Origin of the sequence: Actinomadura sp. 9N215, assembly GCF_044326345.1 — a bacterium.
GTDB lineage: Bacteria > Actinomycetota > Actinomycetes > Streptosporangiales > Streptosporangiaceae > Spirillospora.
In genome coordinates, this window is sequence record NZ_JBIRBA010000005.1 from 173,899 (window position 1) to 197,809 (window position 23,911).

Here is a 23,911-nt window from a genome sequence, read left to right on the forward strand (position 1 = left end):
ACCGGCCAGGCACCGGCCAGGCACCGGCCAGGCACCGCCAGGCGCCTGCCAGGCGCCTGCCGGGTGCCGGTCAGGTGCTGGCGGCCAGCTCGATCTCCTTGACCTTCGGGTCGCCCTCGTCGGCGACGTAGTCGGACGTGCGGGTGGCGTCCGCGCCGTCCGCGAGCCCGGCGGCCCTGCAGACCACGGTGCCGATCACCGCGACCGCGACGTTGACGGCGAGCGCCAGCATCCCGGCGTACATCGTCATGTCGGTGTCGAGGCCGAGGTCGCTCAGCGGGTAGGCCGAGCCGCCGAAATGCTCCTTGCCCTTCGCCGGGTTCGGGACCTGGTACAGCATCCACAGCCCCGCCGCGATGCCGCCCGCCCAGCCCGCGATGAGCGCGCCCCGGTGGAACCAGCGCGTCATCAGGCCGAGCGCCACCGACGGCAGCGTCTGCAGGATGATCACGCCGCCGATGAGCTGGAGGTCGATGGAGAACTCCGGGTCCAGCGCGAGGATGCACGCCACCGCGCCCGCCTTGACGATCAGCGACACCAGCTTGCTGACGGTGGCCTCCTGCTTCTCGGTGGCGTCCGGCCTGATGTACTCCCGGTAGATGTTGCGGGTGAACAGGTTGGCCGCCGCGATCGACATGATCGCGGCCGGGACGAGCGCGCCGATGCCGACGGCGGCGAACGCCACCCCGGCGAACCAGTCCGGGAACATCTGGTCGAACAGCACCGGGACGGCCGTGTTCACGTCGGGCTTGCCGTCGGTCGTGACGGGCTTCACGCCCGCGGCGATGGCCAGGTAGCCGAGCAGCGCGATCAGGCCGAGCACCAGGCTGTAGGCGGGCAGCGCCGCCATGTTCCGCTTGATGCAGTTGCGGTTCCGGGCGGCGAGCACGCCGGTGACGCTGTGCGGGTACAGGAACAGCGCCATCGCCGAGCCGAGCGCCAGCATCGCGTAGTTCAGCTGGCCGCTGCCCGCGATCGTGATCCCGTCGCCGGGCGCGGGCGTCGCGTCGAACTTGGCCTTCGCGGCGTCGAAGACGTCGCCCCAGCCGCCGAGCTTCGCCGGGATGTACAGCACCGCCACGATGATCACCAGGTAGATCAGCACGTCCTTGACGAAGGCGATCAGCGCCGGCGCCCGCAGCCCCGACTGGTAGGTGTAGGCCGCGAGGATCACGAACGCGATGATGATCGGCCAGTGGCCGTGCACGCCCATCGCCTTCAGCACCGCCTCGATGCCGACCAGCTGCAGCGCGATGTAGGGCATCGTCGCGACGATCCCGGTGACGGCGACGAGCAGGGCCAGCGTCGGTGACCCGAACCGCGCCCGGACGAAGTCGGCCGGCGTGACGAACCCGTGCACGTGCGACACCGACCAGAGCCGGATGAGGAACAGGAACACCATCGGGTACACGACGACCGTGTACGGGACGGCGAAGAACCCCGCCGCGCCCGCCCCGAACACCAGCGCGGGGACGGCCACGAACGTGTAGGCCGTGTAGAGGTCGCCGCCGATCAGGAACCAGGTGACCCAGCTGCCGAAGCTGCGGCCGCCGAGGCCCCACTCGTCCAGGTTGTCCAGGGTCGCGGCCCGGCGCCACCGCGCCGCGACGAAGCCCATCCCGCTGACCACCAGGAAGAACAGGGAGAAGACGACGATCTCGGTGATGTGGTCGCTCGCCATCGCGGCTCAGCCCCCCTTCCGGGTCATCCGGTAGACGACGACCGTGCCGGTCACGCCGAGCAGGATGAACGACAGCTGGATCCAGTAGAAGGCGGGGAAGCCCGCCAGGCGGGGTTCGTCGCTGTTGTAGAGGAACGTCATCAGCGGCACCGCGACCGGAACGAGCAGCAGCCAGTTCCAGGCGCTCCGGTCGGAGCGGCCGCCGGACGGCGGGTGCGGGCCCGTGTTCGGATCGTTCGCGTCCGGATCCTTCGCGTCCGGATCTCTGGAGCCCGGATCTCTGGAGTCCGGGTCTTTCGGGGTGTCGGGAGCCAAGGGGGTCCTCCTCGTCGTGCGTCGCGGGCACGGCCGTCCGGATCGCGTGACGGTACCGTGCCGGAGAGTTGCGGCCGGGCGAGGGTACACGCCGGACGATCACGGTGTGATCTCGGCCACGGCACGACTGGGCGGACCGTTCCACCAAGAACGGGCGAGGTCAGGGCCGTCCGGACGCGGGTCAGACGGTGCGGTCGGCGGCGGTCCTCGGCTCGTGCCGGACGTCGTCCGGCCGGTCCAGCTCCCGGGTCCAGGCGGCGAACTCCACGAGGATCCCGTCGGGGTCCTTGAAGTAGATGGAGCGGACGAACACGCCCTCGTGGTTCTCGGGCGCGACGCCGAACTCGCTGTCGTCGTGGTTGAGCAGCACCCCGACCTCGACGCCCTTGGCGATCAGCCGGTCGCGGTACTCCTCGATCCGCTCGGGCGGGACGTCGAACGCGACGTGGTTCATCGACCCCACGGCCGACAGCAGCTCGCCCCGCTCGGGCAGGTCCTTCGGCGCGGACACGCCGGGGACGGCCTCGGGCGCGTCCGGGAACCAGAAGAAGGCGAGGGCGTTCCCGCCGCCGCAGTCGAAGAAGAAGTGCTGGCCCCAGCCGAGCGGCAGCTCGATCGTCTTGATCAGCGGCATGCCGAGCACGCCCTGATAGAAGTCCACCGTCCGCTCCATGTCGCTGCAGACGAGCGCGAGATGGTTGACGCCGCGCAGTTCGAACTCGGTGTTCTTCCTGGTCATGGGAGCCCGCTCCGTGACGTAAGTGATCCCTTTCGGTCCTGCCCATGGTAGCCTCGCGGCATGCGAACCGCAGCCTCCCAGTGGTGGTGGCGCCGCTGAGGCGGTGCCGGTTCGTGCGTGTTCAGATCAGGCGACCGTCCTCACCGGCGGTCGTTTCGCGTTTCCCCGCCTGGTGAGGGCCCGACATGAGGGGCCACCGCGGTGGAGACCGTCTCACAGCAGCCGCTGACCAGCGAGTTCGTCACGTCCGGGGGCGTACGGGTGACCCGTACCGCCACGCCGGTCGACTCCGAGCGCAAGTCCGACGTGCTGAACGCCCTCGTCGCCGCCGTGGGGGAGCGGCGCGGCGGTGTGCTCAGCTCGGGGATGGAGTATCCGGGCCGCTACAGCCGCTGGCACATGGCCTACGCCGACCCGTGCGCGGAGATCGTCGCCCGCGGCCGGACGGTCGCCGTGCGCGCCCTCAACGGGCGGGGACGCGTCGTCCTGCCCGCGATCGCGGCGGTGCTCCGCGACGTCGGCGAGGTCCGGTCCGACGAGCCCGGCGTCTTCGAGGTGTTCGTCCCGCCGGCGGAGGGGTTCTTCACCGAGGAGGAGCGCAGCCGCCAGCCGACCGTCTTCACCGCCCTGCGCGCGGTCGTCGGCCTGTTCGGCTGCGACGACCCGCACCTCGGCCTGTACGGGGCGTTCGGGTACGACCTGTCGTTGCAGTTCGAGCCGCTGCGGACGCGCCTTGAGCGCCCGGACGACCAGCGCGACCTCGTCCTGCACCTGCCCGACGAGCTCGTCGTCGTCGACCGCAAGCGCGAGACCTCGCACCGGCTGTCGTACGACTTCGCGGTCGGGGAGGCGAGCACCGAGGGTCTGCCGCGCGCGACGGAGCCGACGCCCGTCCCGGTGCGGGCCGAGCTCCCGCCGCAGCCCGTGCCCGGCGTGTACGCGCAGACGGTGCGGGACGCGAAACGGAAGTTCATCCGCGGCGACCTGTTCGAGGTGACGCCCGGGCACGCCATGTACGGGCGCTGCGACGCTCCCGCCGCGTTCTTCGAGCGCCTCCGCGAGACCAACCCCGCCCCGTACGAGTTCATGTTCAACCTGGGCGACGGCGAGTTCCTGGTGGGCGCGTCGCCGGAGATGTTCGTCCGGGTCGGCGGCGACCGGGTGGAGACGTGCCCGATCGCGGGGACGATCAAGCGCGGCGCCGACGCGCTGGAGGACGCCGACCAGATCCGCGCGATCCTGTCGTCCGCCAAGGACGAGTCCGAGCTGACCATGTGCACCGACGTGGACCGCAACGACAAGTCGCGGATCTGCGTGCCGGGCAGCGTGCGCGTCCTCGGCCGCCGGCAGATCGAGATCTACTCCCGGCTGATCCACACCGTCGACCACATCGAGGGGCGGCTGCGCCCCGGGTTCGACGCGCTCGACGCGTTCCTCACCCACATGTGGGCGGTCACCGTCACCGGCGCGCCGAAGGCGTGGGCGATGCAGTTCATCGAGGACCACGAGGAGTCGCCCCGCCGCTGGTACGGCGGCGCCGTCGGCTGCGTCGGCTTCGACGGGTCGATGAACACGGGCCTGACGCTGCGGACGGCGCAGATCCGCGACGGCGTCGCGACCGTCCGGGCCGGGGCGACGCTGCTGTACGACTCCGACCCCGACGAGGAGGAGCGCGAGACGCACCTCAAGGCCAGCGCGCTGCTGGGCGCGCTCGCCGACTCCCAGGACGGCGGCGCCGACGGCGCGCCGGGGGACGAGCCGCGGGCGGCTCGTCCGGGGGACGGCGTGAAGGTGCTGCTCGTCGACTTCGAGGACTCGTTCGTCAACACCCTCGCCGACTACTTCCGCCAGGAGGGCGCCGACGTCGTCACCCTCCGGCACGGGTTCCCGACGCGGATGCTGGACGAGCACGCCCCGGACCTGGTCGTCCTGTCTCCCGGCCCCGGCCGTCCGGAGGACTTCGCGACCCGCGCGCTGCTGGACGCGCTGGACGACCGGAGCCTCCCGGTCTTCGGCGTCTGCCTCGGCCTGCAGGCGATGGTGGAGCACGCGGGCGGCGAGCTGACGCTGCTGCCCGAGCCGTCCCACGGGAAGCCCGGCCAGGTGAAGGTGACCGCTGCGGGGGGAGCGCTCTTCGAGGGCCTCCCGGACGAGTTCACCGCCGCCCGCTACCACTCGCTGCACGCCACGCCCGGCCAGGTGAAGGGCTTCCAGGTGACGGCGCTGACCGGCGACGTCGTGATGGGGATCGAGGCCCCGGAGCGCCGCCGCTGGGCCGTGCAGTTCCACCCGGAGTCGATCCTCACGGCGGCGGGCGGCGCCGGGCGCCGGATCGTGGCCAACGTCCTGAGGCTGAGCCGGTCCTAGTCCCAAAGCAGGAGGGCGGACGAGCCGAAATGGTACTGAGGGGCCTGTCGCGGCCGGGCGCGCACGGGAAGACTCGTGACCGGCCACGGCGCCGCCCTTCCGCGACGCGGTGATCGCCGTTATCCCGGCGGAGGGGGGAGCGATCCCCTCTCCGCATAACGGGGGTCATAACGGTTAATTCGGTCAACCAATATCACGGTGCCAGTTTCCGGGCGTTCTCCGCGGGGATCCCGCCGGCCATGATGACGATTCTGTGGCTCATCGCCGTGATCCTGGTGATCGCCGGGATCTACGTGATCCTCGCCCGCCGCGAACTGCTCTGGGGCGCCGTCCTCATCGTGGTCGGGCTGCTCGTCGGCCCGGGCGGGGTGAGCATCTTCACCTGACCCTCCTCTCCGGCCCCGGGGGACGGCGGGCCGCGCCGCGCCGGGAACGCTGACACGGGTTGTCAGGTTTCGGTGCCAGCATCGTCCCCATGAGCACTGCCACGACAGAGAACACCCCGCTCGCGGGGAAGATCGCCCTGGTCGCGGGCGGGACGCGCGGCGCGGGCCGCGGCATCGCCGTCGAGCTCGGCGCCGCGGGCGCGACCGTGTACGTGACGGGACGGTCCACCCGGTCGAACCGGTCGGAGATGGACCGTCCCGAGACCATCGAGGAGACCGCGGAGCTGGTGACGGCCGCGGGCGGCGAGGGCGTCGCCGTCCGGGTCGACCATCTCGACCCGGAGCAGGTCGGCGCGCTCGTCGCGCGCATCGACGCCGAGCGGGGCCGGCTGGACGTCCTCGTCAACGACGTCTGGGGCTCGGACCGCTACTTCGAGTTCGGCAAGCGCCTGTGGGAGCAGTCCCTCGACGACGGGCTGCGGATGCTGCGGCTCGGCATCGAGACCCACGCGATCACCAGCCACCGCGTCCTGCCGCTGCTGATCCGCGAGCCTGGCGGGCTCGTGATCGAGATGACCGACGGGACCGCCGAGTACAACGCGGCGTACCGCAAGGACGTCGGTTACTTCTACGACCTCGTCAAGAGCGCCGTGATCCGGATGGCGCTCGCCCAGTCCGAGGAGATCGCGGAGTACGGGGCCACGGCCCTGGCGCTGACGCCCGGCTGGCTGCGCTCGGAGGCGATGCTCGACAACTTCGGCGTCACGGAGGCGAACTGGCGCGACGCGACGGAGAAGGTCCCGCACTTCGCGATCTCGGAGTCCCCGGTGTTCGTGGGACGCGCCGTCGCCGCGCTCGCCGCCGACCCGGACCGGGCCCGCTGGAACGGCGCGTCGCTGTCCAGCGGCGGGCTCGCGCAGGAGTACGGGTTCACCGACGCCGACGGCAGCCGTCCGGACGCCTGGCGCTACATCGTCGAGGTGGAGCACGCGGGGCTCCCCGCCGACGTCACCGGCTACCGCTGACGCCGCTGTCAGCGGCCGAGGTGTTCAGCGGGGGGCGTACAGCTCCGCGAGGCGGGCGGCGCCCTCCGCCATCCGCTCCCGCAGCTCAGGCGGCGCGAGGACCTCGACCTCGGCCCCGAACCGCGTCAGCTCCGACGCCGCGACCGTCAGCGACTCGACGGGAAGCGTGGTGACCACCCACCCCTTCCCGTCGGGCTCCCCGGCGTCCTCCGCCGCCCGCCGCGCCGCGTACGGCTCGACGGCGTACCGCAGGATCCGCAGCCCGGCCGGCGACAGCCGGACCGTGACCTCCTCGCGCAGCATCGAGCGCACGAACGCGGCGGCCTGCTCCCGCCAGTGCGCGGCGAGGTCGAAGTCCTCGTCGCGGTCGAAGCGGGCGCCGGTCGGCCGGACGTCCGCGACCCGGTCCACGCGGTAGGTGCGGGGCCTGCCGCCGACCCGCGCGACCAGGTACCAGGTGCCGTTCTTCAGGACGAGCCCGTACGGCTCCGCCGTCCGCGTGACCTCGGTGTCCTTGCGGCGGTAGCGCAGCTCGACCGACTCGTCGTCCCAGACGGCCCGGGCGAGGTCGCGCAGCAGCGGGGGCGGGCCCGACTCGCCGAACCAGCCGGGCGCGTCCAGGTGGAACCGCTGGCCCGCGCGCGACGGCGCGTCCCGCAGGGAGGCGGGCAGCGCCGCGAGGACCTTCAGCTCCGCCGCGGCCACCGCGTCGCCGCGCCCCATGTCGTCGGCGGGGCCCGGCAGCCCGGACAGGAACAGCGCCTCCGCCTCCTCGCGGGTGAGCCCCGTCAGCCGCGTCCGGTACCCGCCGACGAGCCGGTACCCGCCCGCGCGGCCCTGCTCGGCGTACACCGGGACCCCGGCCGCGGACAGCGCCTCCATGTCCCGGTAGACGGTGCGCTCCGACACCTCAAGCTCCCGCGCCAGCTCGCCCGCCGTCATCGTCTCCCGCGACTGCAGGAGCAGCACCATCGAGATCAACCGAGCCGCCCGCACGCCCCTTGTCTACCAGGAACGCCGTCCTCGGGGCGTTCTTGACAATTTCGTGGTAGGTTCGCCCGGATTCGGTTCCGGGCCGGGCTGCCGGGCTGTTAGCTTCGCGGCGTGCTCACCGAAACCGCCTCCATCGAAGCGTTCATCGACGCCCTGCCGAAGGTCGAGCTGCACGTCCACCTCGTGGGCTCCGCCTCCGTCCCGACCGTGCTCGAACTCGCCCGCCGCCACCCCGACGGGCCCGTCCCGGTCGACGAGCGCGAGCTGCGCGCCTTCTACGAGTTCCGCGACTTCCCGCACTTCGCCGAGGTGTACGAGTCGGTGTCCAGCCTCGTCCGGACGCCGGAGGACGTCGGCACGCTCGTGCTCGGCGTCGCCCGCGACCTCGCCGTCCAGAACGTCCGGTACGTCGAGCTGACCGTCACCCCGTACACGCATCAGCGGGCCGGGATGCCGATGGCCGCGGTCACCGAGGCGCTCGACCACGCGGTCCGCGAGGCCCGCGAGCGGCTCGGCATCCGCGTCGCCTACATCTTCGACATCCCCGGCGAGTTCGGCGCGGAGGGCGCCCGCGGCACCCTCGACCACGCGCTCCGGCACCCGCCCGAGGCGCTCGTCGGGTTCGGCCTGGCCGGCATCGAGCAGATGCGCCCGCCGCACCGGGACGCGTTCCGCGACGCGTTCGCCGCCGCCCGCGCCGCCGGACTGCGCAGCCTCCCGCACGGCGGCGAGATGTCAGGTCCCGAGACGATCTGGGAGGTCGTCGAGGGCCTGCACGCCGAGCGGATCGGCCACGGCATCAGCTGCCTGGACGACCCGCGCCTCGTCGCGCACCTCCGCGAGACGCAGATCCCGCTTGAGGTGTGCCCGACGTCCAACGTGTGCACCGGGCAGGTCGCGTCCATCGGCGCGCACCCCCTGCCGCGGATGCTGGACGAGGGCCTGTTCGTCACGCTGAACAGCGACGACCCGCCGATGTTCGACACGACCCTCACCGGCGAGTACCGCGTCGCCGCCGAGGTGTTCGGCCTCGGCCGGGACGGGCTGGCGGACCTGGCCCGCAACGCCGTGCTCGCCTCGTCCCTGGACGAGGACGGCCGCCGCGCGATCATCGCCGACATCGACGCCCTGGCCTGACCCCGGGGCCGCTATCCCCAGGCCATCCGGCGCCAGGGGCTGCCGGGGTCGTCGGCGAGGACGCGGTGCCCGGTGAGGGAGCGGTCGTACCACTCGCCGAACTCGCCCTCGTCGAACCGCAGCATCCGCCCCAGGATGTACCCGGCGGAGAACGAGCCCCAGGACGAGTAGACCTGGTTGGCGCGCTGCCCGGCGGTGAGGACGCACTTCTCGGCCTCCTCCGCGTCGCAGAACCCGGCGTTCAGGCCCCAGCGGGCCATGTTCACCGCGCGGCCGAAGTCGTAACCGTAGACGCTCTCGACCCGTCCTTCCGGGCGGAGGAGGCCGTCCGCCCGGAAGCGCGACTCGTACCGCAGGACCTGGCCGGAGATCTCGACGACCTCCTGCACGGTCTGATCCGCGATGTCCCGCTCCCGGCACCAGGCGACGATCGCCTCACGCCACGCCCGCTGGTCGGTGCCGCGGCCGCGCCGGTCGAGGACCATCTGGATGGCCGGGTCGCTGTTGCGGGCGTCGAGGAGCGCGTCCATCTGCTTGCGCCAGCTCTCGTGGTCGGTGACGCCCCAGTCGCGTTCCAGCAGGACGCGGTCGCCGCCGGGGTCGTCGTGGTCGGCGAGCGTGTTCCACGCGACCCCGTTCCCGACGGCCAGGTGCGCGCCGACGGCGAGGGCGGCGGCGAGACGTCCCCAGGCGGCGCTGTCGGGGTCGGTGATCAGGACGTCGTGGTCGCGGTCGGGGCGCCGTTCCGCGTCGGCCAGCAGCTTGGCGACCTGCCGGTGCCCGTCGCCGCCCGGCGGCAGCTGCGCCATCAGCTCACGCAGCGGCCGCAGCGCCTCCCGCGGACCGGCGTCCTTCACGATGAGCCGCGCCGCGTGGACTCCGGCGGCGTCGGCGCGCTTGGCGTCGTGCAGCGACCAGAACCCGCTCATCGCCGACCAGGCCCGCCGCGCCGCCTCGCCGGTGCGGCCCGCGGCGGCCATGACGTGCGCGGCCTGCGCGTCCAGCCCGGCGCGGACCCCGGCGGGCATGGACGCGGCGGCGCGGTCGAGGGTGTCGAGGAGCCGCTGCGCCTCGCCCGTCTTCCCGGCGGCGGCGAGCGCCCGCGCGCACCGCGCCCGCACCGCGACGGCGGACGTCCAGTCGCCGCGCGCCTCCATGGCCTCGGCGGCCTCCGCGTAGGCGGCGGCGGCCTCCCCGGGCCGCCCCTGCCGCTCGAACTTCCTGGCCCGGTCGAGTATGGGCTGATTCGTCATGGTCCCCTCCGCGCGCCCCACCGTACCGGTCCGGATCAGGCTTCGGGGAGCCCGGTGATCTCGACGCGGGTGTCGTGGAAGACGGGGCCGCCGCCGAGGTCGGTGTCGCGCTCGTCCACGACGGCGTTGGCGTTGGCGCCGCCCGCGAGCTTGGCCCACAGCCCCTTCGTCGTCGCCGCGACGCCCGGGCGCACCTCGTCGGTGATCTTCAGCGCCGCGTCGAACGCGCCGCGGTCGTTGCCGACCCGGACCCGCTGCCCGTCGGCGAGGCCCCTGGCCTCCGCGTCGTCCTCGTGCACGCGGACGGTCAGGCCGCCCGCCCGCCGCCGCAGCTCGGCGTTGTTGGCGAACTGGCTGTTCAGGAACTCGTGCGACGCCGCCGAGATCAGGGCGAGGGGATAGCGCGCGGCGCGTTCCTCGTCGGCGACCTCCGCGGGCGGGACGTATCCGGTGAGCCCGGCGGTGGGGGAGCGGAACTCGAACCGTCCGGACGGCGTCGGGAACCCGTCCGCGTAGGGCAGGAACGGGTCGGGGACGGACATCCGCGCGAACCCTTCCTTACGGAGCCGGTCGAGCGTGATCCCGGCCAGCCACGGATGGTCCGACGCGAGGAGCTGCTCGGCGAGGCTCTCGTCGGAGTCGTAGAGGCCGGGCTCGTTCAGGCCCATCCGCCGCGCCAGCCGCCGGAACAGCTCGGTCGACGGCAGGCATTCGCCGGGCGGCGCGACCGCCGGCTCGTTCCAGGTCAGGTACAGGTGGCCGTAGCCCTCGTGCAGGTCGGCGTGCTCGTGCTGGATCGTCGGCGGCAGGACGATGTCGGCGTAGTCGGCGGTGTCGGTCGGGAACGGGTCGACGACGACCGTGAACAGGTCGTCCCGGGCCAGGCCGCGCCGCACCCTGTTCTGGTGCGGGTTGCTGGCCGCCGGGTTCGCGGCCATGACGAACAGGGCCTTGACGGGCGGATCCTGCGTGTCGAGGAGGCCGTCGCCGAGGCGGCTCATCGACAGCGTCCGCACCGGGCCGGGACGCAGGTCGTCCCGCCACAGCGCGGCCTTGTTCAGATGGACGTGCCCGGACGTCGAGAACGCGACCCCGCCGCCACGCCGCGCCCAGTCGCCGGTCACGGCCGGGATCCCCGCGATGACCCGCAGCGCCGCGCCGCCGCCCGCGTGCCGCTGCAGCCCCTGCGTCGCGCGGATGGCGATGGGACGCGTCCGCGCGATCCGCTCCCCGAGCGCGACGATCCGGTCGGCCGGGACACCGGTGATCTTCGCGGCCCGCTCCGGCGGGAACTCCGCGATTCGGGTCTGGAACTCGTCCCAGCCGAGCGTGTGGCGCCGCAGGTACTCCTCGTCCTGCGCGCCGAGGCGCACCACGACGTGGAGGAGGGCGAGGGCTAGCGCGGCGTCCGTGCCGGGCAGCGGGGCGAGGTGCTCGTCGGCCTGCCGGGCCGTCCGCGTCCGGACGGGATCGATCGCCACCAGACGCGCGCCCGCCTTGCGCGCCTCCTGCACGAACTTCCACAGGTGGTGGCCGCTGGTGAGCGGGTTCGTGCCCCACAGCAGGATCAGCTTGGCGTGCGCGAGGTCCTGTGGGTCCATGCCGCCGGGCGTTCCCATCGCGGCGGTCATGCCCGCGGCGCCCGCCGCCGAGCAGATGTTCGCGTCGTGCGCCGACGCGCCCAGCACGTTGAAGAACCGCCGCCCCGAATACCCTTCGAGGCCCTGCAGATAGCCGAGCGTCCCCGAACCCCAGAACGGCCAGATCGCCTCCCCGCCGTGCTCGCGGACGACGCCGTCCAGCCGCTCCGTGATCTCGTCGAGCGCCTCGTCCCAGGTGATCCGCTCGAAGCGGCCCTCGCCCTTGCGGCCCGTCCGGCGGAGCGGGTGCAGGATCCGGTCGGGCTGCCCGGCACGTTCCAGCCACCGGTTGACCTTCGCGCACAGGGCGCCGCGCGTGTACGGGTGGGCGGGGTTGCCGCGCATCCCGACCGCCTCGCCGTCCCGGACCGTGACGACCCAGGAGCAGCCGTCGGGGCAGTCCAGCGGGCATGCGCCGAGCACCTTCAGTTCCGACGGCATCGAACCCTCCCAGGCCACGTCAATCCCTCCAGTGTGCGCCAAAATGCTCATGAGTGTCACCCCAGACGCTCATTACGTGACACCGTCGTGCCCAGGTCGCGGCCGTCCCGCCCGGAGTGGTTTCCTAGGGGCGACGGAAAAGAGCGAGGGGGATACGAGAGTGAAGAGCGTCGAACCCGAGGTGTTCCTCGTCGCGCGGCCCGAACTGGACTACGACGAGGTCGCCCGGTACCTGCGGGACGTCGGCGGCGAGAGCTGGCTGGAGCGCCTCGACCGGGGCGGCCTCGACGAGGAGCTGAACGACCCGCAGAACCTCGCCGAGTTCGCCGGGCGGCTCTGCTACCGCTCGTGGGAGCCCGGCCTCAACCCCAACGTGAAGAAGATCCGCACGGACTCGGGCGAGTACCTGGAGAACATCCTGCGCAGCCTGCACGGCTCGGTGCTGGAGCACGTCAGCTTCAGCTTCGTCCTGCACAACGTGAGCCGCGTCCTCACCCACGAGCTCGTGCGGCACCGTCCGGGCGTGGCGATCTCGCAGGAGTCGATGCGGTTCGTCCGGCTCCAGGACCTCCCCTTCTGGTTTCCCGAGTGGGCCCGCGAGGACGCCGAGCTAATGAAGCGCGCCACCGCGATGCTGGAGCAGATGGAGGAGTTCCAGACGTGGATGGCCGGGCACTTCGGCCTGGACGACGAGGGCGTGCCGTTCAAGGAGAAGAAGCACAAGACGTCGTTCATGCGCCGGTTCGCGCCCGAGGGCGTCGGCACCGGCCTGGTCTGGACGGCCAACGTCCGCACCCTGCGCCACACCCTGGAGAACCGCACCGCGCCCGGCGCCGAGGAGGAGATCCGGCTCCTGTTCGGCAAGATCGGCGAGGTGATGCGCGCGGAGGCCCCGGACCTGTTCGGCGACTACGTCGTCGAGGACGGCGCCTGGATCCCCAAGTGGCGGAAGGTCTAGGCGGCCCAGGCGACCTAGGCGGCCCCTTTACCCGGGACGTAATCGTGGCCGTGACCGGCGCGCGGGTAACGTCGGGACGGTGACGACGGCGTTGAGCGACGTGAGACCGGTCGGGGACCAGCTGCGCGCGTGGCGGCAGCGGCGCAGGCTGAGCCAGCTGGAGCTGGCGTCGGAGGCGGACGTGTCCACCCGGCACCTCAGCTTCGTGGAGACCGGCCGCTCGGCGCCGAGCCGCGAGATGGTGCTGCGGCTGGCCGAGCACCTCGACGTCCCGCTGCGCGACCGGAACCTGCTGCTGGTGGCGGCCGGGTACGCGCCGGTGTTCGGCGAGACGCCGATCGAGGAGCCCAGGATGGACACGGTCCGCGCCGCGCTGAGGCAGGTCCTGGACGGGCACGAGCCGTACCCGGCCGTCGTCGTCGACCGGTTCTGGAACCTGATCGACGCCAACGGCGCCGCCGGGCTCTTCATGGAGGGCGCCGCGCCGGAGCTGCTGGAGCCGCCGCTGAACGTGCTGCGCCTCAGCATGCACCCGGACGGGCTGGCCAAGCACATCCTGAACCTGGCCGAGTGGCGCGCCCACATGATCGACCGGGTGCGGCGGCACGTGGCGCTGACCGCGGACGCGGGCCTCGCCCAGCTCTACCGGGAGCTGCGCAGCTTCCCCGGCGACGTCGGCGAGGCGATCGCGCCGCCGTCCGGCCACGAGGTGTTCGTCCCGCTGCGGCTGCGGGTGGACGGACAGGAGCTGTCGTTCTTCAGCACGATCGCGACGTTCGGGACGCCGGTCGACATCACGGTGGCGGAGCTGGCGATCGAGTCGTTCTACCCGGCGGACGCGCGGACGACCAGCTTCCTGCGGGAGCGCGCGGGGTGGTGACGGCCGTCCCGGCGATGGCCCGGGGCCGCTCGCCGGTGGCGCGGGGGTGCTCGTCGTCGGCGTCGAGCAGGTCGTGGTGGACGCGGTCGAGCGGCATCCCATGGCGTTGCAGCGCGGTGACGGTGCCGCGGACGAAGGGCACGGGCCCGGCGACGTAGGCGTCGTAGGCGTCATGGGTGCCGCGGTCGTCGTGGTCGTCCCGGCCGGGGAGGCCGTCTAGGAGGCCGGGCAGGACATCGGGCAGGCGGCCGTGCAGCACGTTCGCCCCCGGGCCCGGCGCCGCGTCGGGCTCGCGCGGCCGCGACAGGGCCGGGATCACCCGCAGCCGCGCGTAGGCGGACTCCAGCAGGCGCAGCTCGTCGAGATCGTAGAGGTCGCGCTCCTCGCGGGTCGCGACGACCAGCCGGACGTCCCGTCCCGGACAGGACGTCACGGCCTGCTCGGCGAGCGCCTTCATCGGGGCGAGGCCGGTGCCGCCGCCGATCAGCAGCAGCCCGCGGCCAGAGCCAGAGCCAGAGCCGGAGCCAGAGCCGGAGCCGGAGCCGGTGCCGGAGTCCGGGGCGAGCGTCATCGAGCCCGCGGCCGGGCCGAGCAGCACGGTGTCGCCGGGCGCGGTGTGCCGCACCAGCGCGCCGCTCACCCACCCGGCGGGACGGGCGCGGACGTGCAGGCGCAGCATCCCGTCGGAGCGGGGCGCGTTGGCGATCCAGTACGGCCGCCAGACGCGCGGCCAGCGGGGCGTCTGGACGCTCACGCGCTGGCCGGGCAGGAACGGCAGCGGGCGCTCGGGCCGCAGGGTGAGGACCGCGAGGTCGCCGGCGCGGCGGTCGTGCCCGGCGACCTCGGCGACCCACCACGGCGGGGCGTCCGCCGCGTCCCGCTCCGCGGCCTCGATCATGGTCGCGGCGGCGGCGCGGTAGGCGGCCGTCCAGGCGTCCTCGGCCTCGGCGGTCCACACGTCGGCGGCGAAGGTCCGCAGCGTCGCGAGGAGCGCGGCCTCGACGGCGGGGTAGTGCTCGCGCAGGACCCCGTGCTTGCGGTGGTCGCGGCCGAGCCGTCCGAGGTGCCGGGCGAGCTCGTCCGGGTTGTCCTGGCTCCAGACGAGCCGGGTGAGCGCGTGGAAGAACCGGTCGTGCTGGGCGCCCATGGCGGGCGGGAAAAGGGCGCGCAGCCGCGGTTCCGCCGCGAATAGGCGGCCGTAGAAATAGCTCGTCGCGCCCGCCGGATCGGATTCGAGGCGGGTGAAGGTCTCTTTGACGATGCGGGGTTCCGGTGCCATTCGCCAGCTCGCCCCCTGGGGCTTTGTGAAGCCGGACCCGGGCATTTCACGGCGCATGCGCCACGGTTGATGCCCGGCTTGGTGAGATTCTCCCACCAGCCTTCGCAGGCCTTCAACCAGGACGTCTCGCAGGCGCCCTCCGCGGTGCGGAGCGTAATCGGTCCAGAATTCTCTGTAACCGAAAAATCCAAAATAAGCGGACGCATACTGATCAGTACCGACTTGGTCTGATGCGACGTCTTGTGGCGGGGCCCGGCGAGGGGAGATGATCCTCCTCCCGGGTGGAAGATTTCCGGATTCGCCGGAGTTTCCGCTCGGGGAGCGCGCCGGTCCCGGCGTCCCGGAGGCCCGGCCCGCATTGGCCGTTCTCGCCGTTTGGGACTGCGAAGATCCGCCCCGTGCGGCAAGCTGACCGGGACGAAGGCCCCGGGGCGGGACGGACGGAGGGGAGGGTGATGCACCATGATGTGCAGTCAAGGACGGCGTATCGCCCATTTCGGAACCGTCCTGCGGCCGGTGCTCAGCAGAGGGGGAAGCACGCATGTCAGAGGCCATCCGCGGGGCCCCGGCCCCGAACGCCGGTGAGGGGCCGCCACCGCTCATCGGCGTCACCACCTACCTTGAGCCGGCCCGCTGGGGGGTCTGGGTGCGCGAGGCGGCGCTGCTGCCGGCGCCGTACGTGCGCTGCGTCGAGCGCGCCGGCGGCATCCCGGTGCTGCTGCCCCCGGCCGCGACGCTGCGCGGGCTGGGGGCCCTCGTCGCGCGGCTGGACGGCGTCGTCATCGCGGGCGGCGGCGACATCGACCCGGACCTGTACGGCGCCGTCCGGCACACCGAGACCGGGCCGCCGCAGCCGCAGCGCGACCGGTACGAGCTGGCGCTCGCCCGCGCCGTGATCGACGCCGACCTGCCGTTCCTGGCGATCTGCCGCGGCATGCAGGTGCTGAACGTGGCGCGCGGCGGGGCGCTGATCCAGCACCTGCCGGAGGCGGTGGGCCACCAGGGCCACGCGCCGGAGACGGGGATCGTCGGCTCCCATCCGGTGCGGATCAGCGGGACGAGCCTCGTCGGCAAGATCCTGGGCGAGTCCGCCGACGTCCCCACCTACCACCACCAGGCGGTGAGCCGGCTCGGGAAGGGCCTGTCCGCCGTCGCGTGGGCCGAGGACCAGGTGGTCGAGGCCGTCGAGTTGCAGGGGCACCGCTTCGGGCTCGCCGTCCAGTGGCACCCGGAGGAGGGCGACGACCTCCGCCTCTTCGAGGCCCTGGTCGCCGAGGCCGCCGGCCGCTGACCGGCGCCGTGGCGTGACCGGCGCGCGGTGGCGTGACCGGTGCCGTGGGGGTGTGACCGGTGCCGGAGTGGGTTGACGCTCCGGCGTACGGGAAGGCGATCCGGTAGATCGCGCCGCATTCCCGCCCGCCGGAGGCCGCCGCGTGCCCCTGCACCCGCAGACCGTCCGCTTCCTGGACGTCCTCGCGACCTGGACGTCCTCGCCGCCGGACGCGGAGCCCACCATCGACGAGATACGGGCCCGGACCTGCGGGCCGCCGCCCGCCGTCCGGCGGGAGCTGCCCCGGGTGCGCGACGTGGCCGTGCGCGGCCCGGACGGTCCCGTGCCGGTGCGCCTGTACCGTCCGGCGCCTCCCGGGCTGGGGCCGCTCCCGGCGATCGTGTACCTGCACGGCGGAGGGTGGGTCCTCGGCGGCCTCGACAGCGTGGACGCCGCCTGCCGCGAGCTGGCCGCCTGTACGGGCTGCGCCGTCCTGAGCGTCGGGTACCGGCTCGCCCCCGAGCATCCGTTCCCCGCCGCGCTGGACGACGCCTGGGCCGTCGTCGCGTCCGTCGCGCGCGATCCCGGCCGGTGGGGCGTGCGTCCCGGGGCCGTCGCCGTGGCGGGCGACAGCGCGGGCGGGAACCTCGCCGCCGTGGTGGCCCTGCTGGCCCGCGACCGGGGCGTCGGGCTCGTCCACCAGCTGCTGGTCTACCCGGTGACCGACACGGCGATGGACACCCCGAGCTGGCGCCGGTACGCCTCCGGCTACGGGCTGGACGCCGGGACCCTCGCCCGTTTCATGGCCCTGTACCGGGGCAGCGCCGACCCGTCCGACCCCCGGCTCGCGCCGTTGCGCGCCCCCGACCTCGCCGGCGCCGCGCCCGCCACCGTGATCACCGCGGAGTGCGACATCCTGCGCGACGAGGCCGAGGCGTACGCCCGCCGCCTCGCCGCCGCCGGGGTGCCGGTGGAGCTGCGCCGCTACGACGGCGTCGTGCACGCCTTCTTCCTGTTCCCCGAGATCTTCGACGCGGGCGCGGAGGCCATGGAGCTCGCTGTGCGACGATTGCGCGCGGCGTTCGGCGAGCGGACCGAGGAGGGAGCCGGACATGGGCAGCGGACGGTACGAGGGCTATGAGCGGCTGAAGATCGACTGGGCGGCGGACGGCGTCCTGCGGATCGTGCTCAGCACCCCGGGAAAGCTCAACGCCGTCGACCGGACCGGGCACCGGGAGCTCGGCGAGATCTGGCGGGACGCCGACGCCGACGACGCCGTGCGCGCCGTCCTCGTCCGCGGCGAGGGGACGGCGTTCTCCGCGGGCGGCGACCTCGCCATGATCGAGGAGATGATGGGCGACCACACCGCCCGCCGGACGATCATGCGCGAGGCCCGCGACATCGTGATGAACGTGCTGAACTGCTCGAAACCGGTGGTCAGCGCCGTCCAGGGACCGGCGGTCGGCGCCGGGCTCGCGGTGGCGCTGCTCGCCGACATCTCCGTCGCGGGCCGCACCGCGAAGATCATCGACGGGCACACGCGGCTGGGCGTGGCCGCCGGCGACCACGCCGCGATCGTCTGGCCGCTGCTGTGCGGGCTGGCGAAGGCCAAGTACTACCTGCTGCTCAACGACGTCCTCACCGGCGAAGAGGCCGAGCGGATCGGCCTGGTCTCGCTCTGCGTGGACGACGGGGACGTCCACGACCGCGCCCTGGAGATCGCCGCGCGGCTCGCCGCCGGGCCCGCCGAGGCGCTGTCGTTCACCAAGCACGCGCTGAACAACTGGCTGCGCCTCGCCGGGCCCACGTTCGACGCGTCGCTGGCGATGGAGTTCTTCGGGTTCACCGGCCCGGACGTCCGGGAGGGCGTCGCCGCGATCCGCGAGAAGCGCCGCCCCGACTTCGGCTGAGCCGCCGCCGATCGCCGCCCGCGCTGCCGCCCGCCGCGCCCGGCTCGCCGAAGGCCGTGCGGCGTCGTCAGCCCTTGACCGTCAGGAGCGGGCGCAGCTCCGCGACGGGCGACGCCACCCCGCCGCCGTGCAGCCCGGCCACCACGGGTCCGATGTCCTTGTAGGCCCACGGCGCCTCCTGCTTGAGGTCGCGGCGCCACGCGTCGATCACGTCCGGCCGCCGCGCCACCCCCGGGTCCCGGTGATCGAGCGGCGTCACCACGCGGAAGTCGCGGAGGAACGCGTCCAGCTCGGCGTCGTTCCCGCGCGCCGCCGCGCCCCTCGGGACGCGCCGTCCCGCGCCGTGGCACGCGCTGGAGAGCGTGCGCGGGCTCCCGTGCCCGCGCAGCACGAAGCTCGCCGCCCCCATCGACCCCGGGACGATCACCGGCTCGCCCCACATCGCGTACGGGCCGCCCGCCGTCTCGGCGTGCCCGCCCGCGGGCGTCGCGCCCTTGCGGTGCACGACCCGGTCGCCGGCGTCGTCGGGGCGGACGCCCTGCCGGGGCGCGTCCCCGGTGAGCAGGAGGCCGGGCAGGCCGTCCCTGAGGAGGCCTTCGCGCTGGGCGGGGGTGAGCGCGATCCGGCGGCCGCCCTCGAAGAACAGGTGCCGCAGGCGCCGTTCGAGCGCGTCCAGCCTCGGCCGGACGCGGTCGGCGCGCAGCGTGGTCACCTCCAGCCGCATCCCACAGTTGACGTCGTTGCCGACCGCCTGCGGGAGCAGCGCGTTCTCCGTCTCCAGGACGGTGCCGATCGGTATCCCCGCGCCCTTGTGGAAGTCGGGGGTCAGGACGAGCCGGGTGATCCGCGGCGCGGGCCCGGCGTAGTGCGGGACGGCCTCGGCGAGGCGTTCCAGGGTGGCGGCGGTGTCGAGGAGCGACAGCGCCTCGTCGACGGCGGCCGGCTCCAGCGGGACGTCGCCGCCCGCGCAGATCTCGGCGGGGACGCCGTGCGGGTTGGGGAGGCTGAGCCAGTGCTCGCCCGTGCGGGCGAGCCGGTGGTCTTGACGTGCGGGCATGCGGTTTCCTTCGAGCTGCTTCGGGCTGCTTCGGAGCGCGCACCGGCGGTGTGCGTCAGGGCGCGCGGGAGGGAGGCCGTCCACGCGCGAGGGCGCGGCGGCGGGGGAGCGGACGGTGGCCGCTCGTTCCTCGGGTTCAGCAGCCGCGAGGCGGTTCAGACGGTACCGGGCGGCACGGCGCCGGAGCCAGGGGTTTTCGCCGCGACGCCGACGTAGCGGGTGACGATCCTGGCGATGAAGTGCGCGACCTGCTCCGGCGGCCCGGACGGCAGCATGATGTGGCTGGTGGTCAGCCGCACCGCCGCGCCGGTGATCTCGGTGAGGGCGTCGCGGTCCAGGTGCGGCCAGTGGCGCAGGGCGTGCTCGGCGATGCGCTCGCTGGCGGCGAACAGCACCGGCTCGGCCTGCGTGGTGAGCAGCGGCAGCATCTCGTCGCCGCCCTCGCCGGTCAGCACCGCCTTCTTCAGCCGGTCGTCCGCGGACGTCTCCAGCGTGTACGTCACCGCGGCGACCACCGCCGAGTACAGGTCGTCGTGGTCGGACAGCACCGCGTCGATGCCGTCGAGGTAGCGCTCGTTGTGACGGATCACGACCGCCTGCGCCAGGCCCCACTTGTCGCCGAACTCGTTGTAGACGGTCTGGCGGCTCACCCCGGCGGCGGCTGCGACGTCCTGCATGCGGACGGCCCGGTAGCCGCGTTCCACGAGGAGGTCGTGGGCGGCGTCCAGCAGGGTCTCGCGCACGGAGCGTTCGGCGGTGCCCATGATGCGTCGTGCCTCCGGGTGGTGGTCGTGCGGCGGGGGCGCACGACCACCATTATCCCTCGCGGGCCCGCGAAGGATCCCGGTCAGGGCTCGAGGCGGTCGCGGGTCCACTCCTTGACGCCCGCGACGAAGGCGTCGACGTCGGCGGCCTTCCCCGACGCCATCTCGCTGAACCAGCCCGGGACGTACTGCTCGAACCGCCCGGTGCCGAGGACGTCCAGGACGGCCGCGGCCACCTCCTGCGGCGGCAGCGCGTCGGACAGGTCGCTGAGCGGCTCCTCGTTGCCGGGGAGCGTGAACAGCTCCGTCCCGGCGATCAGCGCGGGCTGGACGACGTGGGCCCGCACGCCGGTGCCGTCCAGGTCGACCGCCAGGCTCTCCCAGAACGCGGTCAGCGCCGCCTTCGACGCCGCGTAGGCCGCCTCGTGCGGGGGGCCGAGCCGCGCCGCGACCGAGCCCATCGCGACCAGGTTCCCGCTCCCGCGCCTGATCATCCCGGGCAGCAGCGCCAGCGTGAGCCGTACGGGGGACAGGTAGTTGAGGCGCATCACGTCCTCGGCCTCGGCGGGGGACAGGTCCTGGACGCGGCGCCGCTTCGGCATCCCCGCGTTGTTGACCAGCACGTCCACGCCGCCGAAGGCGCGCTCGACGTCCGCGGCGAGGTCCGCGACCGCGTCGAGGTCGGCGAGGTCGGCCGCCCACATCGCCGAGTCGGGCGCGTGCTCGCGGCACCGGGCGAGGACCTGCTCCAGCCTGTCCTTGCGCCGCGCGACCAGGCCCACCCGCGCCCCGGCGGCGGCCAGCGCCTCGGCGACGACCGCGCCGATGCCGGACGAGGCGCCGGTGACCAGCGCGGACCGTCCTGTCAGCGTCATCGTCCCGCTCCGTCCGGCCTCGTCTTCCCGATCCGCGCCGGCGTCTTCTTGGTCTGCGTCAGCATGCCGCCCAACGTCACACACCCCGGCCCCGCCGGGCAAGGCGCACCGCCGCCCGCGGGCGTCTCCGGGCCGCCGGGACGGCCCGCATCGCGCGACTTGACTCGGCCCGGTAAGGTAGTGGGTTTCGCCCCCACCCACCGCCCCTCTCGCCGCCGGAGGTCTGCACCCATGCCCGCCGAGCCCGCCCATCCCGAGGAGCCCGACGAAACCGAGCGCTCCGGCGAAGCGGCCGTCCTCGCCGCGGAGCGCGCCCACCTCGCCGAGTCCCGCGACGCGCTGCGCCGGATGCGCGAGCACGCCCGGAGCCTGTCCGCCGACGTCGCGGCCGACTGGGTGTCCAAGCAGTTCCTGGAGTCGCTGCTCGACCAGCGCGTCGCCGCGCTCGCCGACCACCCCGACGCGCCGCTGTTCTTCGGCCGGATGGACCGCGACGCCGCCGAACCCGCCGGCGACGACCTGCCCGCGGTCATGTACGTGGGGCGGCGGCACGTCCACGACGGCGACGAGGGCCGCCCGCTCGTGCTGGACTGGCGCGCCCCGGTGTCCCGGGCGTTCTACCAGGCCGGCCCCGCCGACCCCATGGGGTGGCGGCTGCGGCGCCGGTTCGGGTTCCAGGCCGGCGAGCTGACCGCGTTCGAGGACGAGCCCCTGGACGGCGGCGCCGCGACCGGCCCGACCGGTGCGACCGGCCCGTCCCGGATCCTGACCGAGGAGATCGAACGCCCCCGCACCGGCCCGATGCGCGACATCGTCGCCACCATCCAGCCGGAGCAGGACGTGATCGTCCGCGCGGACCTGCCCCGCACCGTGTGCGTGCAGGGCGCACCGGGCACCGGCAAGACCGCCGTCGGCCTGCACCGCGCCGCGTACCTGCTGTTCACGCACCGGGAGCGGCTGTCGCGGTCCGGGGTCCTGATCGTCGGGCCGAACCGGGCGTTCCTCGCCTACATCTCGGCGGTCCTGCCCGCGCTCGGCGAGGTCAGGGTCGAGCAGGCCACCATCGACGACCTGCTCGGCGCGCCCACGGCGCGGGAGCCGGACCCGGTCGCCGCGCTCAAGGGCGAGGCGCGGATGGCGGACGTGCTCCGCAAGGCGCTGTGGCTGCACGTCCGCAAGCCCGCGGAGGGCCTGGTCTTCACCCGCGGCTCGGCCCGCTACCGGCTCGCCGACCACGAGGTCCGGGAGATCGCCGCCGCGCTGCGCGGCGCCACCCGGTACGGCAGCGGCCGCGCCGCGTTCGCGCAGCGGCTCGCGCACCAGATCCTCGTCCGGATGGAGCGGCGCGGCGAGGCGCCCGACGACCGCGTCCAGGACCAGGTCGCGCGCAGCAAGCCCGTCAAGCGGATCGTCGAGGAGGTGTGGCCGAAGCTGACCGCCGAGCAGGTCCTGCACCGGCTGCTCTCGGACACCGACTTCCTGCGGAAGGCCGCCAGGGGCGTCCTGGACGACGACGAGCAGGCCGCGATCCGGTGGGCCAAGCCCGCCCGCTCCCACCGCTCTGCCACGTGGACCGCCGCCGACCGCGCCCTCCTCGACGAGCTGACCGACCTCATCGAGCGCACCGCCTCACTCGGGCACCTCGTCGTCGACGAGGCGCAGGACCTGTCGGCGATGCAGCTGCGGGCGCTGGGCCGCCGCTGCGGGACGGGCTCGGCGACCGTCCTCGGCGACCTCGCGCAGGGCACCACCGCCTGGTCGGCGCGGTCGTGGAAGGACGTCCTCGCCCACCTCGGGCAGGACGGGGACGTCACCGAGCTCACCCTCGGCTTCCGCGTGCCCGGCACCGTCCTGGACTACGCGGCCCGGCTGCTCCCGCACGTCGCGCCGGAGCTGGAGCGGCCGCGCTCGCTGCGTCCCGGGCCCGGCGCCCTGGACGTCCGTCGCGTCCCCGACCCGGTGGCCGCCGCCGTCGACGCCGTCCGCGAGGCCCTCGCCCGCCCCGGGTCGGTCGGGCTGATCGTCCCGGACGCCGCCGCGGACGCGCACGCCGCCGCCCTGCGCGCCGCGGACGTCGACCACGCGCTCCTCGGCCCCGACTCCGACGGCGCCGCCCGCCTGCTCGTCATCCCCGCGACGCTCGCCAAGGGCCTGGAGTACGACCACGTGATCGTCGCCGAGCCCGCCGCCATCGCCGCCGCCGAGACGCGCGGCCTGGCCCGCCTGTACGTGGTGCTGACCCGCGCCGTGACGTCCCTGACGGTCCTGCACCGCGACGACCTCCCCGCGGAGCTGGCGTCCTGAACCCGCGTCAGGGACGGGGGCGGAGGCCGTCGAACGCGAGCCTGAGGACGTCGTCGTGGGCCCCGGCGCGTCCGGCCGCGTAGGACATGCCCGCCAGCAGCGCGACGACCTCGCCCGCGCCCACGTCGGCGCGGACGGCGCCCGCGTCCTGCGCGCGTCGCAGCAGCATTCCGAGCGCGGCCGTCAGCCTCGGCGCCGCCCGCCCGGTCGCCGCGCGGGCGTCGACGCCCGCCTCGGCCAGCGCCTCCGTCACGGCCTGCTTGGCCGCCGCCCGCTCCACCACCCGGGTGAAGAACCCGAAGAACGCGGCTCCGGCGTCGTCGGCGGACCGCAGGCACTCGGCCTCGTCCGCGAGCCGCTCCAGCAGGGCGACCAGGACGGCCTCCAGCAGCGACTCCTTGGTCGGGAAATGCCGGAACACCGTGCCGATCCCGACGCCCGCGCGCCGCGCGACCTCCTCGGTGGAGGCCGAGGTCCCCCGGACGGCGAAGACCTCCTCCGCCGCGGCGAGGACCTTCGCGCGGTTGCGCACCGCGTCGGCGCGCAGCGGCCTCCCGGACGCGGACGACGTCATCGCGGCCTTCCGTTGACCAGTGTTGACCAGTGGAGTCGCGGCTCCTATATCTTCTTCCGGAGC

Annotated in this window: 21 protein-coding genes; 10 read left to right on the forward strand and 11 right to left on the reverse strand. The window is 73.8% G+C overall.

Translation table 11 applies throughout. The features are described 5' to 3' along the window. Positions 1 to 70: 70 nt before the first annotated feature. The 3 genes from mctP to ACH34T_RS11025 form a co-directional block, all read right to left on the reverse strand. Positions 71 to 1,681 carry a monocarboxylate uptake permease MctP gene (mctP, locus tag ACH34T_RS11015; protein ID WP_395991928.1) on the reverse strand — a complete coding sequence of 537 codons (1,611 nt, stop codon included), beginning with the start codon at positions 1,679 to 1,681 and terminating at the stop codon, positions 71 to 73. A gap of 6 nt (positions 1,682 to 1,687) precedes the next feature. Next, positions 1,688 to 1,996, reverse strand: coding sequence for a DUF3311 domain-containing protein (locus ACH34T_RS11020; protein WP_395991929.1), 309 nt, complete (start codon positions 1,994 to 1,996; stop codon positions 1,688 to 1,690). Positions 1,997 to 2,177: 181 nt separating this feature from the next. Next, positions 2,178 to 2,735 carry a VOC family protein gene (locus ACH34T_RS11025; protein WP_395991930.1) on the reverse strand — a complete coding sequence of 186 codons (558 nt, stop codon included), beginning with the start codon at positions 2,733 to 2,735 and terminating at the stop codon, positions 2,178 to 2,180. Positions 2,736 to 2,936: 201 nt separating this feature from the next. Between ACH34T_RS11025 and ACH34T_RS11030 the strand changes: the two genes are divergently transcribed. The 3 genes from ACH34T_RS11030 (at position 2,937) to ACH34T_RS11040 (ending at position 6,513) form a co-directional block, all read left to right on the forward strand. Next, complete coding sequence (locus tag ACH34T_RS11030; RefSeq protein WP_395991931.1) at positions 2,937 to 5,102, forward strand: anthranilate synthase component I; 2,166 nt, start codon at positions 2,937 to 2,939, stop codon at positions 5,100 to 5,102. A gap of 239 nt (positions 5,103 to 5,341) precedes the next feature. After that, positions 5,342 to 5,488, forward strand: coding sequence for a GPGG-motif small membrane protein (locus tag ACH34T_RS11035; RefSeq protein WP_395991932.1), 147 nt, complete (start codon positions 5,342 to 5,344; stop codon positions 5,486 to 5,488). An 89-nt stretch (positions 5,489 to 5,577) separates the two neighbouring features. Next, the gene (locus tag ACH34T_RS11040; protein WP_395991933.1) at positions 5,578 to 6,513 is read left to right on the forward strand and encodes an SDR family oxidoreductase; all 936 of its coding nucleotides are present in this window, start codon (positions 5,578 to 5,580) and stop codon (positions 6,511 to 6,513) included. A 24-nt stretch (positions 6,514 to 6,537) separates the two neighbouring features. On the opposite strand, the gene ACH34T_RS11045 is transcribed toward ACH34T_RS11040, so the two are convergent. Next, positions 6,538 to 7,509 (reverse strand): helix-turn-helix transcriptional regulator, encoded by a 972-nt coding sequence (locus ACH34T_RS11045; RefSeq protein WP_395991934.1) that lies wholly within the window; start codon positions 7,507 to 7,509, stop codon positions 6,538 to 6,540. Positions 7,510 to 7,617: 108 nt separating this feature from the next. Here ACH34T_RS11045 and add point away from each other — a divergent pair, with 108 nt between their 5' ends. Then, complete coding sequence (gene add / locus ACH34T_RS11050) at positions 7,618 to 8,643, forward strand: adenosine deaminase (protein WP_395991935.1); 1,026 nt, start codon at positions 7,618 to 7,620, stop codon at positions 8,641 to 8,643. An 11-nt stretch (positions 8,644 to 8,654) separates the two neighbouring features. Here the strand turns inward: add and ACH34T_RS11055 are convergent, their stop codons facing one another. Continuing rightward, positions 8,655 to 9,896 carry a DUF1266 domain-containing protein gene (locus ACH34T_RS11055; protein ID WP_395991936.1) on the reverse strand — a complete coding sequence of 414 codons (1,242 nt, stop codon included), beginning with the start codon at positions 9,894 to 9,896 and terminating at the stop codon, positions 8,655 to 8,657. A 35-nt stretch (positions 9,897 to 9,931) separates the two neighbouring features. Next, positions 9,932 to 11,977, reverse strand: a complete 2,046-nt coding sequence (locus tag ACH34T_RS11060; RefSeq protein ID WP_395991937.1) for a molybdopterin-dependent oxidoreductase — start codon at positions 11,975 to 11,977, stop codon at positions 9,932 to 9,934. A 160-nt stretch (positions 11,978 to 12,137) separates the two neighbouring features. Between ACH34T_RS11060 and thyX the strand changes: the two genes are divergently transcribed. After that, a complete protein-coding gene (gene thyX, locus ACH34T_RS11065) occupies positions 12,138 to 12,935 on the forward strand; it encodes an FAD-dependent thymidylate synthase (RefSeq protein WP_395991938.1) in 798 nt (265 codons plus the stop codon). 79 nt (positions 12,936 to 13,014) lie between these two features. After that, positions 13,015 to 13,815 (forward strand): helix-turn-helix domain-containing protein, encoded by an 801-nt coding sequence (locus tag ACH34T_RS11070; RefSeq protein WP_395991939.1) that lies wholly within the window; start codon positions 13,015 to 13,017, stop codon positions 13,813 to 13,815. Here ACH34T_RS11070 and ACH34T_RS11075 read toward each other — a convergent pair. Continuing rightward, a complete protein-coding gene (locus ACH34T_RS11075; RefSeq protein WP_395991940.1) occupies positions 13,730 to 15,094 on the reverse strand; it encodes a globin domain-containing protein in 1,365 nt (454 codons plus the stop codon). The genes ACH34T_RS11070 and ACH34T_RS11075 overlap by 86 nt on opposite strands. A 541-nt stretch (positions 15,095 to 15,635) precedes the next feature. Here ACH34T_RS11075 and ACH34T_RS11080 point away from each other — a divergent pair. The 3 genes from ACH34T_RS11080 (at position 15,636) to ACH34T_RS11090 (ending at position 18,274) form a co-directional block, all read left to right on the forward strand. Beyond that, entirely contained in the window at positions 15,636 to 16,385 is a 750-nt protein-coding gene (locus tag ACH34T_RS11080; protein ID WP_395991941.1) for a gamma-glutamyl-gamma-aminobutyrate hydrolase family protein, read from the forward strand. A gap of 142 nt (positions 16,386 to 16,527) precedes the next feature. Further along, the gene (locus ACH34T_RS11085) at positions 16,528 to 17,505 is read left to right on the forward strand and encodes an alpha/beta hydrolase (RefSeq protein WP_395991942.1); all 978 of its coding nucleotides are present in this window, start codon (positions 16,528 to 16,530) and stop codon (positions 17,503 to 17,505) included. Further along, complete coding sequence (locus ACH34T_RS11090; protein WP_395991943.1) at positions 17,477 to 18,274, forward strand: enoyl-CoA hydratase/isomerase family protein; 798 nt, start codon at positions 17,477 to 17,479, stop codon at positions 18,272 to 18,274. The genes ACH34T_RS11085 and ACH34T_RS11090 overlap by 29 nt, the downstream gene beginning before the upstream one ends. Before the next feature lie 67 nt (positions 18,275 to 18,341). Here the strand turns inward: ACH34T_RS11090 and ACH34T_RS11095 are convergent, their stop codons facing one another. From ACH34T_RS11095 to ACH34T_RS11105, 3 genes are all read right to left on the reverse strand, one after another. Further along, the gene (locus ACH34T_RS11095) at positions 18,342 to 19,331 is read right to left on the reverse strand and encodes an RtcB family protein (RefSeq protein WP_395991944.1); all 990 of its coding nucleotides are present in this window, start codon (positions 19,329 to 19,331) and stop codon (positions 18,342 to 18,344) included. A 155-nt stretch (positions 19,332 to 19,486) separates the two neighbouring features. Continuing rightward, positions 19,487 to 20,095: a TetR family transcriptional regulator gene (locus ACH34T_RS11100; protein WP_395991945.1), complete on the reverse strand. Its 609-nt coding sequence runs from the start codon at positions 20,093 to 20,095 to the stop codon at positions 19,487 to 19,489. 83 nt (positions 20,096 to 20,178) lie between these two features. Continuing rightward, positions 20,179 to 20,970 carry an SDR family NAD(P)-dependent oxidoreductase gene (locus ACH34T_RS11105; protein ID WP_395991946.1) on the reverse strand — a complete coding sequence of 264 codons (792 nt, stop codon included), beginning with the start codon at positions 20,968 to 20,970 and terminating at the stop codon, positions 20,179 to 20,181. Positions 20,971 to 21,201: 231 nt separating this feature from the next. Here ACH34T_RS11105 and ACH34T_RS11110 point away from each other — a divergent pair, with 231 nt between their 5' ends. Beyond that, positions 21,202 to 23,274: a HelD family protein gene (locus tag ACH34T_RS11110; protein WP_395991947.1), complete on the forward strand. Its 2,073-nt coding sequence runs from the start codon at positions 21,202 to 21,204 to the stop codon at positions 23,272 to 23,274. A gap of 7 nt (positions 23,275 to 23,281) precedes the next feature. Here ACH34T_RS11110 and ACH34T_RS11115 read toward each other — a convergent pair whose 3' ends face one another. Beyond that, complete coding sequence (locus ACH34T_RS11115; RefSeq protein ID WP_395991948.1) at positions 23,282 to 23,848, reverse strand: TetR/AcrR family transcriptional regulator; 567 nt, start codon at positions 23,846 to 23,848, stop codon at positions 23,282 to 23,284. Positions 23,849 to 23,911 lie beyond the last annotated feature (63 nt).

Excerpts from the sequence above, each read along its gene's own strand:
- mctP (WP_395991928.1), bottom strand. The coding sequence starts at position 1,681 with ATGGCGAGCGACCACATCACCGAGATCGTCGTCTTCTCCCTGTTCTTC.
- ACH34T_RS11025 (WP_395991930.1), bottom strand. The coding sequence starts at position 2,735 with ATGACCAGGAAGAACACCGAGTTCGAACTGCGCGGCGTCAACCATCTC.
- ACH34T_RS11035 (WP_395991932.1), top strand. The coding sequence starts at position 5,342 with ATGATGACGATTCTGTGGCTCATCGCCGTGATCCTGGTGATCGCCGGG.
- ACH34T_RS11040 (WP_395991933.1), top strand. The coding sequence starts at position 5,578 with ATGAGCACTGCCACGACAGAGAACACCCCGCTCGCGGGGAAGATCGCC.
- ACH34T_RS11055 (WP_395991936.1), bottom strand. The coding sequence starts at position 9,896 with ATGACGAATCAGCCCATACTCGACCGGGCCAGGAAGTTCGAGCGGCAG.
- ACH34T_RS11060 (WP_395991937.1), bottom strand. The coding sequence starts at position 11,977 with ATGCCGTCGGAACTGAAGGTGCTCGGCGCATGCCCGCTGGACTGCCCC.
- ACH34T_RS11075 (WP_395991940.1), bottom strand. The coding sequence starts at position 15,094 with ATGGCACCGGAACCCCGCATCGTCAAAGAGACCTTCACCCGCCTCGAA.
- ACH34T_RS11080 (WP_395991941.1), top strand. The coding sequence starts at position 15,636 with ATGTCAGAGGCCATCCGCGGGGCCCCGGCCCCGAACGCCGGTGAGGGG.
- ACH34T_RS11090 (WP_395991943.1), top strand. The coding sequence starts at position 17,477 with ATGGGCAGCGGACGGTACGAGGGCTATGAGCGGCTGAAGATCGACTGG.
- ACH34T_RS11095 (WP_395991944.1), bottom strand. The coding sequence starts at position 19,331 with ATGCCCGCACGTCAAGACCACCGGCTCGCCCGCACGGGCGAGCACTGG.
- ACH34T_RS11100 (WP_395991945.1), bottom strand. The coding sequence starts at position 20,095 with ATGGGCACCGCCGAACGCTCCGTGCGCGAGACCCTGCTGGACGCCGCC.
- ACH34T_RS11105 (WP_395991946.1), bottom strand. The coding sequence starts at position 20,970 with ATGACGCTGACAGGACGGTCCGCGCTGGTCACCGGCGCCTCGTCCGGC.
- ACH34T_RS11110 (WP_395991947.1), top strand. The coding sequence starts at position 21,202 with ATGCCCGCCGAGCCCGCCCATCCCGAGGAGCCCGACGAAACCGAGCGC.
- ACH34T_RS11115 (WP_395991948.1), bottom strand. The coding sequence starts at position 23,848 with ATGACGTCGTCCGCGTCCGGGAGGCCGCTGCGCGCCGACGCGGTGCGC.